The organism is Acinetobacter sp. USHLN143, assembly GCF_037145695.1.
GTDB lineage: Bacteria > Pseudomonadota > Gammaproteobacteria > Pseudomonadales > Moraxellaceae > Acinetobacter > Acinetobacter fasciculus.
Map to the genome: position 1 here is coordinate 1 of NZ_JBBCWZ010000073.1, position 14,050 is coordinate 14,050.

A 14,050-nucleotide genomic window follows, 5' to 3' on the forward strand; every position below is an offset into this window, starting at 1 on the left:
TATAAATGGGTAATGTACAAGTTGCTGTAGAAGCATGTTTAATTCGTCTAATCACAGATACTTTATAAAGTATTTTAATACTTTTTTGAATCCGTCAATGCGTAAGTCCTAGATATAACTCATTGAGATGTGTCATAGTATTCGTCGTTAGAAAACAATTATTATGACATTATTTCAATGAGTTATCTATTTTTGTCGTGTACAGAGAAAACCAATAAAATTGTTTAATGAAAACAAACTCTTCATCATCAAGGTTATCATCCTGTTTAGGATAATCATCTGACAAAAGCTCCTCGACACCAAAAGTCGACTCAATAAAATCTATTAACAACTGCTCATTAATCTGCTCAGTAATCCATTGATATTGATCATATTTAAGGTCACTTCTATGCGGGACTTTACGGTTACCACCTTCTGCTACCCCTAAATATGAACATATGATTAAAATTATATTTTCAGGATGATTAGGTAATTCTTTTACTAAATAATCAGTTAAAAAATTCGGATTTTCGTATTTATTTAGAATACCAAACAAGGCTGGTAAATTCCTAGAAGCACCTTTAATGATATCTTCATCCAATAAAATTCTATTTTTAAATAGACTTGCAATAAATATTCCTAACTCATTGACTTCACTTTCTGTCAAAACATCAATTTCTTCAGGCTTTTCTGGATCGTATTTTTTTAACCATTTATAACTATCTAAAATAAAATCTAAAGATGATGAATGATCAAAAATTAATTTTATTTGATCTAGTCGGTCGCCTTTTTTAAATTTTTGAACCAACTCAGATATCAACATTGCACCTTGGATTTTTGGAGTTAACCAATCAAATAACTGTAATCTATAAGGCAAATCTTTAGCTTTTTGAGCAATGGCAATACACAAATTTAAAGAGATATTATCTGCTAATCCCTCCGCCCTTACTCTTAGTCTCTGAATCAGTTTTTCCGCATTTGTATCACATAGTACTTCATTCAAAGGATTATCATCCTCATTTACACCAACCCAATGTTCACATTGCTTGAGTACTTCTGCCAGTTTAGTATCAGAGATATCGGATGAATTTATAGAATAAGTAAAATATCTTGAATAATAATTGGGAGCACAAACCTTTTGCTCTTTATCCCATATGCTATACCATTCAGACCCATAGCTCATATTTTGATAACTCGAAGTGACTTTTGGAAATAACTCTTTTAATAAGCTAATGATATTTTCCTTACTAGCCCCCTTGCACGAATCAATCGCATTTTCTAATGTAGTTTTTAACTTTTCTTTTTCTAGATTATTACTTGAGTAACGACTTTCAGAGAAAGTTCCAACAAAAATATCCTTATTTGTTCGGAGTAATTCATATATCGGTGGATAAAAAACCCTAATTGCCTCTATAAGCATAAGCTCAATAACATTTACCTCACCTTTCAATATCGGCAATGAAAACAGCAATATATTTCCGTATAGTTTTGCTTTTCTAGGTGTACTTAATGAATGACCAAAATACTTAGTAAATAATCTTGCAAAATTAGAAGCTTGATCCTGACTTAGATCAATTCCTGCCATATTAAGAGCTTGATCAACCCCTTGAAAACAATAATTAATCAATATTGAATAATCTATTAATGGTAAATACAAAGGGACTTGAATAATTTTTTCCAAAAATGCTTCACCGGCATTATTTGTTGAATTGGAATATCTCTCCTGTAATGAGGAAGCAACAATGTCTTTATCAAAAGCTAGAATATATGCAGTATATTTAAAATCAGCTGTAAGTTTCACAAGTCTAAATAATGCATGAATTTCTGTTTTTTCCAATCGATCAACATCATCTATCAGAATTAAAACTCTTTTCTTTGTAGTTTCTAATGCACTCTCGATCCGCTCTTTCAATTTTTCCAATTCTACAGTAGGTATAAACCCACTGATTGCCTGACCAACTTCTGAAGAACCAAACAGTCCTGTTATTGCAGGGGCAATAGCTTTTACCGCCCCCTTAACTTTATCTCCGTTAGTAACAAGCTGTGTATCAATCGCATTAGCCACATCAAAAAAGAAAGATTTAAGTAATTCCTCTTCAGTTCCAAATCTCCAAGGATTAAATTTTATTGTTATTACATCTTCATTGTTACTCAATGCATTTTCAATAAAATTCAAGACTGATGTTTTCCCATTACCCCAAGCACCATACAAGCCAATTACAATACTAGATGGATCATTTCTATTGGCTATCACATCCGCAATTCTCTTTGAAAATTGCCATCTAGAGAATTTATCCTCCTCAACTACATGGACGGGTGAATCAGAGGAATAAGAGTTGGACATAATGCCACCATAGTTTTCGATTAAATTATTAATATTAAAAAGTATTCTTTGCTTATATTTTATTGCATCACAAATTGATGATAATCTCAAATCTGAAATTGCATAACATAAAAAGAAAAGCCCACTTTTATAAGTGAGCTTTTCCACAAGTAGTTAGATAAGTAGTTAAAAAATATTTTAAATATAATTTTTAAATACTATTCAATTACTTAAGTCATTAATAAATCGCCATATGATTGCGATGAATCATTTCTAGTGAACGTGCTTCACCTAACACCTGATGTACTTTATCCGATGCCAGACCACGAACGATATCTGCTGAACGCGAACTGAAATTGACACGCCCTACAGCAATCCGGTGACCTTGTGTATCAACACATTCCACCACATCACCACGTTCGAAGTGACCTTCAACAGCTTTGACGCCTACAGGCAACAAGCTACGATGATTGTCTTTAATGGCTTTTACTGCACCATCATCAATCACCAAACGACCTGCGGTTTGCAAGTGAGCCGCCAACCATTGCTGATGCGCTGTCATCCGGTCTTTGTCAGTGACAAATAAGGTGCCTAACAATTCGCCAGACATTAGACGTGATAGAACACCATCACTATCACCACTTGCAATTAAGGTCGGACAGCCCGACTTTGCAGCCAGACGTGCAGCACGAACTTTGGTCAGCATGCCACCACGACCAAATTTACCGCCTCCACCGGCCATATCAAACAGACTTTCATCCATCGCACGTACGGTATGGAACAGTTTGGCATCTGGATTAGACCGCGGGTCTGAGTCAAACATCCCTTCCTGATCCGTTAAGATAATCAGAAGGTCTGCATGCACCTGACCCGCAACCATCGCAGCAAGTGTGTCGTTGTCACCAAAGCGAATTTCGTCAGTCGAAACAGTATCATTTTCATTGATCACCGGAATCACACGCCAGTCAATCAGGTTCTGCAAAGCATCACATGAATTGAGATAACGACGACGATCTGCCAGATCATCATGGGTTAACAATACTTGCGCAGTTCGAATCTGGTGTTTCTCTAGTACGCTTGACCAAGTATGGATCAGACCCATCTGACCGATGGCAGCACAAGCCTGAAGACTGGGTAGATCGGTGGGTCGATTCTCAAGTTTCATTCGCACCATACCTTCAGCCACAGCACCGGAAGACACCAGAATAATCTCGTGTCCTGCATTGTGTAGATCTGCGATTTGTCCCGCCCAATGCGAGATGGCATCTAAATCTAAACCTTGTCCATTTGCTGTGAGTAAAGATGATCCGATTTTAACAACGATTCGTTTACAACCCTTGAGCTGACGCTGCCCATCTACCACTTCTATCATCTTGTCCTCAGACTCTTCTCTCAGAGATTAGCGTACGTAGTACACTTCCACATCACTATCATCATCGCCATCTTCATCATCTTCATCATCGCCCAGAATACCGGCAAGACGTTGCTGACGACGCATCTCACGATACGCTTCTTTTGCAGCGATGGTTTGTTCTCGTGTTTCAGCTTCAAGCTGATCACGGAATGCTTTCATTTCTGCTGCATATTCTGGATCTTCAGCTTCGCGTTCACGTTGCTCTTCGATCTGATCCATCAGGTAGTAAACTACGTCTTTGGTGCCTTCAGCCGTTAAGCCAGAAGTTTCAAAAACTGGGCCTTCCCACTGTAATTCTTCAAGAATATGGGTGCACCATTCTTCACGTGTTTCTTCAGCCAACTGATCGACTTTGTTCAGCACCAATACGATCGGCAGTTTTGAAAGCGTTGGGGAGAAATTTTCTAACTCTTTCATAATTGCTTTGGCATTGTGTGCCGGATCTGAGCCATCAATCGGTTGTACGTCAACGATGTGCAACAAGATACGGGTACGCGCCAAGTGCTTCAGGAAGCGAATCCCAAGACCTGCACCTTCAGATGCGCCTTCGATCAGACCTGGAATATCCGCCATCACGAATGAACGGTGACTGTCAGCATCGACCACACCCAGGTTTGGCACCATGGTGGTAAATGGATAATCTGCAACTTTTGGTTTTGCCGCTGACACAGCACGAATGAAGGTCGATTTACCCGCATTTGGCATACCCAGCAAGCCGACATCTGCCAGAACTTTAAGCTCTAGACGGATTTCACGGAATTCACCTTTTTGACCATGCGTACACTTACGTGGTGAACGGTTGGTCGATGATTTAAAGTGGGTATTACCTAAACCACCATCACCGCCTGCTGCAACTTTCACGCGTTGACCGTCTTCGATCAAGTCGCCAATAATGTCACCAGACTCAACATCTACAATTGTTGTTCCTACCGGAACTTTTAATACGGTATCTTCACCGCCACGACCAGCACAGTTCGCCCCACGGCCATTTTTTGCTCGTTCTGCACGATATTTACGTGTATAACGATAATCAACTAGCGTACTGGTGTCGTCGTCAGCCTGAATATAAATGCTGCCGCCACGACCACCATCACCACCATCTGGACCACCAAATGGCACGAATTTTTCACGGCGAAAACTGGCTACGCCATTGCCACCGTCGCCAGCCTCTACGGTAATGACTGCTTCATCAACAAAGCGCATATTGCCAATCCTCTAAAAACTTTAAAACCCCATATTCTGCCATATTTTAAAGAATTTCTCGAATAGAATTATGCAGCAATCCCATAAATCTTACTCAGTCATTTTTTCACCGAGCCTATTTGATCTATCTAAGGCATAGATTTGGAGAAAGAATGCTTTAAAGATGGAAAAGAAGTGGTAGGAAATCAAGCGCTTTTGCCCTAGTACTATCCCCTATTCTGGAAATTCTTTTTGTGAATTTCTTGATGATTTTAAAATAATTTATAGAGAAGTAAATTTTCAAAAACCGTATTTACAAGAAGATATTCTGATGCAGACACCTTTTAAAATCAGTATTTTATATAAACCAAGATAAGTCCAAATTTTGTATTTTCACAAACACTGCATTCCTGCCATTTAATGAAAACTATTTAATAACATTTTGTTTATGTTCTAAAATATCTGGCAGACTTTTTTCAATCCAGCCAATTAAATACATGATTTTTTCAGCCGCTTGCGAACCGGTAATCGTCAATTGATATTCCACTTTTGGCGGTACCACCGGATAAACCGTTCTCAAAATAAAACCATCCTGTTCCAGCATTTTTAAAGTCTGGGAGAGCATTTTTTCACTTACCCCTTCAATGCGTTGTTTCAGTTCACTAAAACGATGCACCCCTTCACTTAAGCAACGCAAAACCAAGACCGACCATTTATTGGCAAGGTGTTCCAATATCTCACGTGATGGACATTCAGTTGATAAAACCTGCCCCAGTAACGGGCTGATTGCATAATTTGTCATACTATTCTCACCATATTTTTATTACTTACTCATTTTAATATACTTACTCTTTGTAAGTTATCAAATTCATATTTCGCCAGCAAGTAAATTTGTTGATTCTTATTAGATTAAGAAAGTTCACTTTAAATAAAAAAATCATAAAAAAAGAGCCTCAATTGAGGCTCTTTTTTTTAGCTAAATACTAATTATGCATTAGTTTCAGCAGGAACTTTTGGATAGCTTACGCCGCCCATTTGTTCAGCAATACGCAATACCTGGCAGCTATAACCCACTTCATTATCGTACCAAACATAAGCAGTTAAACGGTTGCCTGAAGTGATCGTTGCTTGCGCGTCGAATACACCTGCAGTGCGTGAACCAATAAAGTCAGAAGATACTACTTCAGTCGAGTTGGTATAACCGATTTGACCTTGCAGGCTAGAACCGATTGAAATCTGACGAATGTATTCGTTCACTTCATCACGATCAACGTCTTGACCTAAAGTCAGGTTAAGAATTGCAAGCGATACGTTTGGTGTAGGTACACGTACAGAGTTACCTGTCAATTTACCTTGAAGAGCTGGAAGCGCTTTCGCTACTGCTTTCGCTGCACCAGTTTCAGTAATGACCATATTCAATGTTGCAGCACGGCCACGACGGTCAGCTTTATGGTAGTTGTCGATCAAGTTCTGGTCGTTTGTGAACGAGTGAACTGTTTCAACATGACCATTCAACACTGTGTATTTATCATGCAATACTTTCAGTGTAGGTGTAATTGCGTTAGTCGTACAGCTTGCAGCAGAGATGATGGTATCTTCATCAAGGATGTCCGCCTGGTTTACACCGTAAACCACGTTCTTCATGTCACCTTTACCAGGTGCAGTTAGAATCACACGAGCAGCGCCCGGACATTTAAGGTGTTGAGCAAGACCTTCAGCATCACGCCATTTACCTGTATTGTCGATCACAAGTGCATTGTTGATACCGTATGCAGTGTAATCCACTTCAGAAGGATTCGATGCATAAATCACTTTGATGAAGTTACCGTTGGCAATGATTGCTTCGTTTTCTTCATCTACAGAAATTGTGCCTGCAAATGGACCATGAATAGAGTCACGACGAAGTAAAGAAGCACGTTTTTCCAAATCACCATCCGATGATTTACGAACCACGATTGCTTTCAGGCTAAGACCACGACCCAGACCTGATTGACCAATCATCAAACGTGCCAGGATACGACCGATACGACCGAAACCATAAAGAACCACATCTTTATGTTCTACAGCAGCAGCATTGCCTTCGATCGATTTAACAGCGTCTGCAACAAATGCATCGATGTCGCCGCCTTTTTCTTTAAATTCAACAGCAAGTTTACCCAGATCAACTTCAGCAGAACCGATGTTTTCTACTTTCACCAATGCTTCAAGAATTGGGAAAGTATCAACTACAGAAAGTTCAACGTCCAGTACGCGAGTACGGCGGTGTGCTTTCAAAATCTGAATCACAGAACGGTTAATTAAAGAGCGACCATAAACTGTAGCTACAATATTTTTTTCACGATATAACTGGCCAACAAGGGCAATCATACGTTCCGCAAGTTCTTCACGGTTTTTCCAGCGACCTTGGTGTTCTGCATGGAGGGCAACAATAGTGTCTTTGCTCACAGATACGTCCTCTAATTAATTGTAAATCTAAGCATAAATTTCTAAACCCGACAATTGTAATGGAATTGGCCGCAAGTTTGAATCAAAAGCTCGTTGAGACGGGTAGTTTTTAACGTATATTCACTATAAATTTCAAAAATAGTTGTAATTAGCTGAATGATTTTGCATTCGAAAATGCTAAAGACCACTATTTTTCAGTACCTGGCACAAATTTGTTAAATGTTGTTTATTCATTCAATCTCTTTTTAATTTTAAGAGTTGAGCCGGTCCTGATAGTTTTCCAGATTTTTCTTAAGGGCTAATTGCTGTTTACGCTGCTTCAGCAAATGCAATATTCCTTCCACAACCAGCAGTAAAACAGCTAGCCAGATTGGAATATAGGTCAGCCATTCACCTGATTCCACACGCTCACCCAGTGCCATCGAGGCAAAAGCGAGCAGTACCGGCTCCAGATAACTCAACAGCCCAAAGATGACAAAAGGTAAATATCGGCTAGCCAAAATATAGCTACCTAAACCGAGCGCACTTAAAAAGCCTAATCCAAGAACTGCCAAGATCAAGTGAGAATGATTCAACATGAGCGGCATGGAATCACTGTAAATAAAGCCCAAATAAAATGCCACAGGCAAAATCAGAAATAGATCCCACCAGAATCCACCAAGATGATCGGTCGCGAATTTACGCCGCATAAAGAAATAAAGTGGATAAGCTAAAGCGACATAGACCGTTTCCCATGCGATTGAACCGATCCGCCAGATTTCATGTCCTACCCCCAACATTGCCAGAGCAACAGCAACCATCTGGAAGGATGATAATTTTTCTTTATAAAGCACACAGCCGACCAGCACCATCACCAGAGGCAGGAGAAAATAACCGAGTGAGACTTCGAGGCCACGCCCATTGATAGGGCCCCATAAAAACAACCACAATTGTGTAGTACATAACAGCGAACTAATCAGCAACCAGATCAAAAATGAAGGCTGTCGTAATACCCGCTTAAAAATACTGCTGATATGTTTCAGATCACCCGACCACCACATGAAGGCTGTGAGGAATGGTAAGGTCGCCAGCATGCGCCATGCAAAGGTCTGTTCACTATCTAAAGGCTGTAAAAAAGGCGTAAATACATACAGCACTCCAAAAACCACAGAGGCCAAGACAGATAACGCGATGCCTTTATACATAGTTAAACTCTAATTTCATTCGCCGGCATTATAACGATTAGTACAATAGAAAGCTTGATGCTTCATCCATTTAAAATGTAGCTATCTCTCGATTTTAGATTGTCTTTTGACACATAAAATAAAAAACCATGCCATAGCATGGTTTCCATTAAGACGATATTTTTATCTTTGAGTTTGTTTGGTATGAATTACATCACTCAGGTCATAGCCCACCGACTGTGCATATTGTAAATATTCATTCACCACATTTTTATCCAATTGCGGATCACGTGAGAGTATCCACATATATTTACGTTTTGGCTCACCGACCAGAACAGTTTGATAATTTTCATCCAGTTTTAAGACCCAATAATCGCCACGAGCGACCGGAATCCAACGAATAAAGTCTGGTAAGAAACTGACTTTTAACTTGGTATTCTGCGGTGGATTTTGCACAAATGCCTCGCCCAATGACTGGGTTTGTCCACCATCTTTTTTAATGCAGCGGTTATCCACCACGATATTGCCATTTTCATTTAAAGTATAGGTCGCTGTGACATCGCGATCACACTTGTTTTGAAAATACAAAGGTTTGCGTGCTACTTCGTACCATGTTCCCAGATAACGGTCCAGCTCAACTTTCTCAATGGTCGGTAATGGCTCGTCTTTCGCATAAGCCATGGTAGCGGCGCCCAAACCAAGAAGAACCGCACTACCCACCGCAATTTTTGCCAGCTTTAATCCAGTACGTGAAAATTTTTGAGTTGTCATAAAGATACCTATTGCATGTTCACAAAATATTTATTTAAAAATTTCTGTTCATACAATAGCTTTATCCAATTCCTAAATTTGTTACATTATGTTTGGTTTGTGATTGATTTTACGTCATTTAAATAAGATTTAATGCAACAAAAATCAATCAAACATCTGGGCTTTTAAACGCACAATTTCATCACGCATACGCGCAGCCTGCTCAAACTGAAGCTCTTTTGACGCTTTCAGCATTTCCTTTTCAAGCTTGTTAATGTGTTTCGCAAACATTTTCGGATCTGCCATGATATGCCGCTCATCGGCACTGATCGCACGTGCCTGATCCGAGACTTTCAATTCAATTGAATCATCATCCAATACTTCACCAGTATCAATTTCCTTGATCACCTGACGCACTGCACTGCGCGGCGTAATGCCATGTTCTTCATTAAACTGAATCTGCTTGGCACGACGACGATCCGTCTCCTCAATGGCTTTCTGCATCGAATCAGTAATGCGATCAGCATACAAAATCGCCTTACCTTTCAGGTTACGCGCAGCGCGGCCAATGGTCTGAATGAGAGAGCGCTCAGAACGCAGAAATCCCTCTTTATCTGCATCCAGAATGGCAACCAGTGACACTTCCGGCATATCCAGCCCTTCACGCAGCAGGTTAATCCCGACCAGTACATCATGCACCCCGGTACGCAGTTCATGAATGATTTTGACCCGCTCGACGGTATCGATATCGGAGTGTAAATAAGCGACCTTAATCCCGTATTCTTTCAAATAAGAAGTTAAATCTTCGGCCATGCGCTTGGTCAAGGTTGTGACCAGTACCCGCTCATTAATATCTTTACGCAAATTAATTTCGGAAAGCACATCATCGACCTGCGTCAAAACTGGACGAATTTCAATTTCCGGATCGATCAGACCAGTCGGACGTACCACCTGTTCGACAATCTGCTGGGATTTTTCCAGCTCATAACGTGCGGGCGTTGCGCTGACATAAACAGTCGTCGGCACAATACGTTCCCATTCCTCAAATTTCATTGGACGGTTATCCAGCGCGCTCGGCAAACGGAATCCGTAATTCACCAGATTTTCCTTACGCGAACGGTCACCTTTATACATGGCACCAATCTGCGGCACCGTCACATGCGACTCATCAATAATCAGCAAGGCATCATCCGGAATATAATCGAACAAGGTCGGCGGCGCTTCACCCGCAGAACGGCCCGACAAATGCCGAGAATAGTTTTCAATGCCGTTGGTATAACCCAATTGCTGCATCATTTCCAGATCATAGCGTGTGCGCTGCTCGATACGCTGGGCTTCCAGCAGTTTGTCATTTTCACGGAAGAACACCAGTCGCTCTTTAAGTTCGTCTCGGATGGTTTCAATCGCACGGGATAAATTGTCTTTCGGCGTAACATAGTGGCTTTTAGGATAAATGGTCACACGAGGTACTTTACGAACCATTTTCCCTGTCAGGGGATCAAACCAGCGGATAGAGTCAACTTCATCATCAAACAGTTCAATCCGGATCGCATCCTGATCGGATTCAGCCGGAAAAATATCAATAATTTCACCACGAATACGATAAGTACCGCGCAGGAATTCCAGTTCGTTACGTGAATACTGCATCTCGACCAGACGGCGAATAATATCATCACGGCCAATGCGATCGCCTTCCACCACATGCAGCAACATGCTCATATAGGCATTTGGATCACCCAAACCATAAATGGCAGACACCGACGCGACAATAATCGTATCACGACGTTCTAATAATGAACGGGTTGCAGAAAGGCGCATCTGGTCAATATGGTCATTAATTGCAGCATCTTTCTCGATAAAAGTATCTGAAGATGGCACATAGGCTTCCGGCTGATAATAATCATAATAACTGACAAAATATTCGACGGCATTATTGGGGAAAAATGCTTTAAATTCGCCGTAGAGCTGCGCAGCCAAAGTTTTGTTATGTGCCATGACAATGGTCGGACGCTGTGTCTGTGCAATGACATTGGCCATAGTATAGGTTTTACCAGACCCAGTAACCCCCAGTAAAAGCTGATCATGAAAACCCTGTTCAATGCCTTTGACAAGTTTTTCAATGGCCTGTGGCTGATCGCCTGCTGGTTGATAACTGGTCACTAATTCAAAGGGTTTTTTATCACTCATAGCTTTCGCTGACTTCGCTGCGGATATAGATTTGATTTATTATGAGGGTAAATTGGAATTACTCAATCCCTGCTTAGGTTTCTGTTTGGTAAAATAAAACAATATTAGTATTCATTATTTGTTAGCGCTTGACTCATTCTCTAGTTTGAAAAATCATCAATAAAATATACAGTTACAAAGGGAATAAATACAGAACAAACTAATCATTTTCAGCCAGCAGCTTTATTTGGGCGTACTCGGTATCCTGTTTTGGCTTATGGGTGAAATACTCTATCTGTTTGGCTAGTCCGGCACAATTTTGCCTTGACCCCTTTTCATTTCACGGGCAACATGAAGATCAGGATGGCCTAGAATCGACAATTATGACTTACCACTATCACGATGAAAGTATTGTTAAATCCCTTCCGGAAAATACGGTTTTTGTTTTTGGCAGCAACTTGGCTGGACAACACGGTGGTGGAGCAGCCAGAACGGCACTTGAGCATTTTGGTGCAGTCATGGGCGTGGGTCGTGGCTGGGCGGGTCAGAGCTATGCCATTCCCACCATGAACGAGCATTTGCAACAAATGCCGCTCTCACAAATCCAGCACTATATTGATGACTTTAAGATTTACACCAAAAATCATCCTAAAAATAAATATTTTATTACTTCCTTGGGTTGTGGGATCGCAGGTTATAAGGTCGAGGAAATTGCACCGATGTTTAAAGGCATCTCACGCAATGTCATTTTCCCGCAATCTTTCCGTCCTTTTGTCGAAAAGCCGCTGCCAAAATTAAGCGCAAATTTCTTACATACCATATTCCGCGATTCCGTGATTTTAACTCCGGCCAGCGATGAGTTGATTGAAGAACTGCCTTTGAGCGAAAATGAAAAAAGCCTGGCAAGAATTATTTTAAATACCCAGATCTATCCGACCGACAGCAATGGACGGGAACGTGTCTTTGAAATTGAAGATATCCTGCATAATCTGAATACCAAGCTGGTCGATTTTCAAAGCCATTCAGAAGGTGCCATGCTGTTTGGAGGCGTGATTTTAGCGCTACTGGAACTTTATAATATTAACGAGAAAGATTTTATCGATGTCTGGCAAGGCGAGAGAGAAATCGCGCCACCGAAGCCGGAAAATAAAGCGCGTAAAAGCATTCGTTAGTGCTATCAAAATATCTTTCAAAAAAAGCCAATGTTTGAATTGGCTTTTTTTTCTGGGCGGCTAAAATGTCGAATATGAAATCAACCAGGTGTGGATTTTATTTTGGTCGGCATTTAGAGAGCTTAAATATTTCGTTTGCTTTATTAAGAATAAAATTGAAAGAGATTTGGATAAATTAGAGCACCATTTTCTCTTTGCGCGAAAGATGAATCAAATATTACTCATCAACTCCCTAAAAATTTCCACAAAAAAAGCCATGATTTATCATAGCTTTTTGAGTCTGATCAATTAGCGCTTGCCCATTGAACGGCGCGTACCACGTGGTGGCATCCAGGTACGGTCAGCATAACGCTGTGGTCTTGGTCTTAAATCTTCCAGAACTTCTTCTGCAGCATTTTGCTCTGCTTGCTTGATCGGGAAAGGTAAATTAACCAGGGGCTTTTTTTTGGGAGGAGTTTGGGTGCTCATGTGATTCACTCAATAATATATGCAGCTATTGTACAAAAAAACTCAGTCGACTGGGTAGCAGGATCTTGGATAAATTCATATGCTCTTGTTTTGGAAAAATAAAAAATCATCCCATGATGATAAATGCTTGAATCAATGCAGCCTAAAATTTACCTAAACTCTCCTCTATATCTTCTACGATAAAAATTCATAGGATTGAAATTTTAATGCTTTCAAGAGCAAATTTCCTTCACTTTTATACTTAAGCTATTAAGGTAAAAGTAATTATATTTACACGCTATACATTTCTTAAAATTCAAGAGATATAAACAAAAAATATATAGAATTTACCAATATCAACCATCGATTAACTTTTGACCTGTTGTTCTATAACTGAATTTTTTAATGTAATTCACATAATTAATGAACTAGAAAAACGAATAAACAAACTGGACATGGAGTTCCAAATCAATGAAAACATTGCTGGCATGTATGGCAGGCCTAGCCACTTTACCTATGGTCGCACATGCAGATTCCCCTTATTTTAGCTTGCAAGATGGAGATGGCTTTAAGCGCTTTTCGGTATCAGTCGGTGCATTGCATGTGATGCCGCAAGGCAAGGCCCAACCATTTAAAGTGAATACTGCTGTCGAAAACGGTAAAAGTTATAGAAACGGCGCTATCAATGTTGATACGGTCGTCAATAATCTTGATCCTTCTGTCGATCAGATAACAGTGAAAGGATTATTAGAAGGGATTGGTTTCTTCACTGGAGGTACATTACCAGCGAATATCAGTGGAACCACTCAAATCAATGGTCTGTCTGAATGGGATAATCCAGGTACCGGTCTGACAGCGGATGATGTCACCACTTTAGGCATTATGACCAATTACTATTTGGTGGTGTTTCAAAAAGTATGCTGGCGTTAAACAAATCCGTTATTAAGGTAAAAGAAAGTCAAATCAAAGGCTTTAAAATGATTTTCGAGCTTTTTAGAAAAGTTGCAAC

10 protein-coding genes and 2 pseudogenes are annotated in these 14,050 nt (G+C 40.1%); 2 read left to right on the forward strand and 10 right to left on the reverse strand.

The features are described from left to right. Positions 1-169: 169 nt before the first annotated feature. The 8 genes from WFH18_RS14425 to uvrB form a co-directional block, all read right to left on the reverse strand. Positions 170-2,470: a KAP family P-loop NTPase fold protein gene (locus WFH18_RS14425; protein ID WP_305157691.1), complete on the reverse strand. Its 2,301-nt coding sequence runs from the start codon at positions 2,468-2,470 to the stop codon at positions 170-172. Between the two features lie 70 nt (positions 2,471-2,540). Further along, complete coding sequence (gene proB / locus WFH18_RS14430) at positions 2,541-3,674, reverse strand: glutamate 5-kinase (RefSeq protein WP_004279682.1); 1,134 nt, start codon at positions 3,672-3,674, stop codon at positions 2,541-2,543. A gap of 27 nt (positions 3,675-3,701) precedes the next feature. Further along, a complete protein-coding gene (cgtA, locus tag WFH18_RS14435; RefSeq protein WP_004279681.1) occupies positions 3,702-4,919 on the reverse strand; it encodes an Obg family GTPase CgtA in 1,218 nt (405 codons plus the stop codon). Between the two features lie 406 nt (positions 4,920-5,325). Beyond that, the gene (locus tag WFH18_RS14440; RefSeq protein ID WP_004279680.1) at positions 5,326-5,700 is read right to left on the reverse strand and encodes a winged helix-turn-helix transcriptional regulator; all 375 of its coding nucleotides are present in this window, start codon (positions 5,698-5,700) and stop codon (positions 5,326-5,328) included. Positions 5,701-5,885: 185 nt separating this feature from the next. Then, positions 5,886-7,343: a glyceraldehyde-3-phosphate dehydrogenase gene (locus WFH18_RS14445; protein ID WP_004279679.1), complete on the reverse strand. Its 1,458-nt coding sequence runs from the start codon at positions 7,341-7,343 to the stop codon at positions 5,886-5,888. 251 nt (positions 7,344-7,594) lie between these two features. Next, a complete protein-coding gene (rarD, locus tag WFH18_RS14450; RefSeq protein WP_004279678.1) occupies positions 7,595-8,527 on the reverse strand; it encodes an EamA family transporter RarD in 933 nt (310 codons plus the stop codon). A gap of 162 nt (positions 8,528-8,689) precedes the next feature. Further along, positions 8,690-9,277, reverse strand: a complete 588-nt coding sequence (locus tag WFH18_RS14455) for a lipocalin family protein (protein ID WP_004279677.1) — start codon at positions 9,275-9,277, stop codon at positions 8,690-8,692. 144 nt (positions 9,278-9,421) lie between these two features. Next, entirely contained in the window at positions 9,422-11,443 is a 2,022-nt protein-coding gene (gene uvrB, locus WFH18_RS14460; RefSeq protein ID WP_004279676.1) for an excinuclease ABC subunit UvrB, read from the reverse strand. Between the two features lie 362 nt (positions 11,444-11,805). Between uvrB and WFH18_RS14465 the strand changes: the two genes are divergently transcribed. Continuing rightward, positions 11,806-12,594 (forward strand): A1S_2505 family phage non-structural protein, encoded by a 789-nt coding sequence (locus WFH18_RS14465; RefSeq protein ID WP_004279675.1) that lies wholly within the window; start codon positions 11,806-11,808, stop codon positions 12,592-12,594. Between the two features lie 288 nt (positions 12,595-12,882). Here WFH18_RS14465 and WFH18_RS14470 read toward each other — a convergent pair whose 3' ends face one another. Continuing rightward, positions 12,883-13,062 carry a hypothetical protein gene (locus tag WFH18_RS14470; protein ID WP_004646507.1) on the reverse strand — a complete coding sequence of 60 codons (180 nt, stop codon included), beginning with the start codon at positions 13,060-13,062 and terminating at the stop codon, positions 12,883-12,885. Between the two features lie 450 nt (positions 13,063-13,512). On the opposite strand from WFH18_RS14470, the pseudogene WFH18_RS14475 reads away from it, so the two are divergent. Continuing rightward, a pseudogene (locus WFH18_RS14475) lies at positions 13,513-13,938 on the forward strand (OmpW family protein); the annotation flags it as partial. A 29-nt stretch (positions 13,939-13,967) separates the two neighbouring features. Here WFH18_RS14475 and WFH18_RS14480 read toward each other — a convergent pair. Continuing rightward, positions 13,968-14,050, reverse strand: a pseudogene (locus tag WFH18_RS14480) (IS1 family transposase); the annotation flags it as partial.

What these genes read in the sequence shown, in the direction of transcription:
- proB (WP_004279682.1), bottom strand. Translation starts at nt 3,674, where the DNA reads ATGATAGAAGTGGTAGATGGGCAGCGTCAGCTCAAGGGTTGTAAACGA.
- cgtA (WP_004279681.1), bottom strand. Translation starts at nt 4,919, where the DNA reads ATGCGCTTTGTTGATGAAGCAGTCATTACCGTAGAGGCTGGCGACGGT.
- WFH18_RS14440 (WP_004279680.1), bottom strand. Translation starts at nt 5,700, where the DNA reads ATGACAAATTATGCAATCAGCCCGTTACTGGGGCAGGTTTTATCAACT.
- rarD (WP_004279678.1), bottom strand. Translation starts at nt 8,527, where the DNA reads ATGTATAAAGGCATCGCGTTATCTGTCTTGGCCTCTGTGGTTTTTGGA.
- WFH18_RS14455 (WP_004279677.1), bottom strand. Translation starts at nt 9,277, where the DNA reads ATGACAACTCAAAAATTTTCACGTACTGGATTAAAGCTGGCAAAAATT.
- uvrB (WP_004279676.1), bottom strand. Translation starts at nt 11,443, where the DNA reads ATGAGTGATAAAAAACCCTTTGAATTAGTGACCAGTTATCAACCAGCA.
- WFH18_RS14465 (WP_004279675.1), top strand. Translation starts at nt 11,806, where the DNA reads ATGACTTACCACTATCACGATGAAAGTATTGTTAAATCCCTTCCGGAA.
- WFH18_RS14470 (WP_004646507.1), bottom strand. Translation starts at nt 13,062, where the DNA reads ATGAGCACCCAAACTCCTCCCAAAAAAAAGCCCCTGGTTAATTTACCT.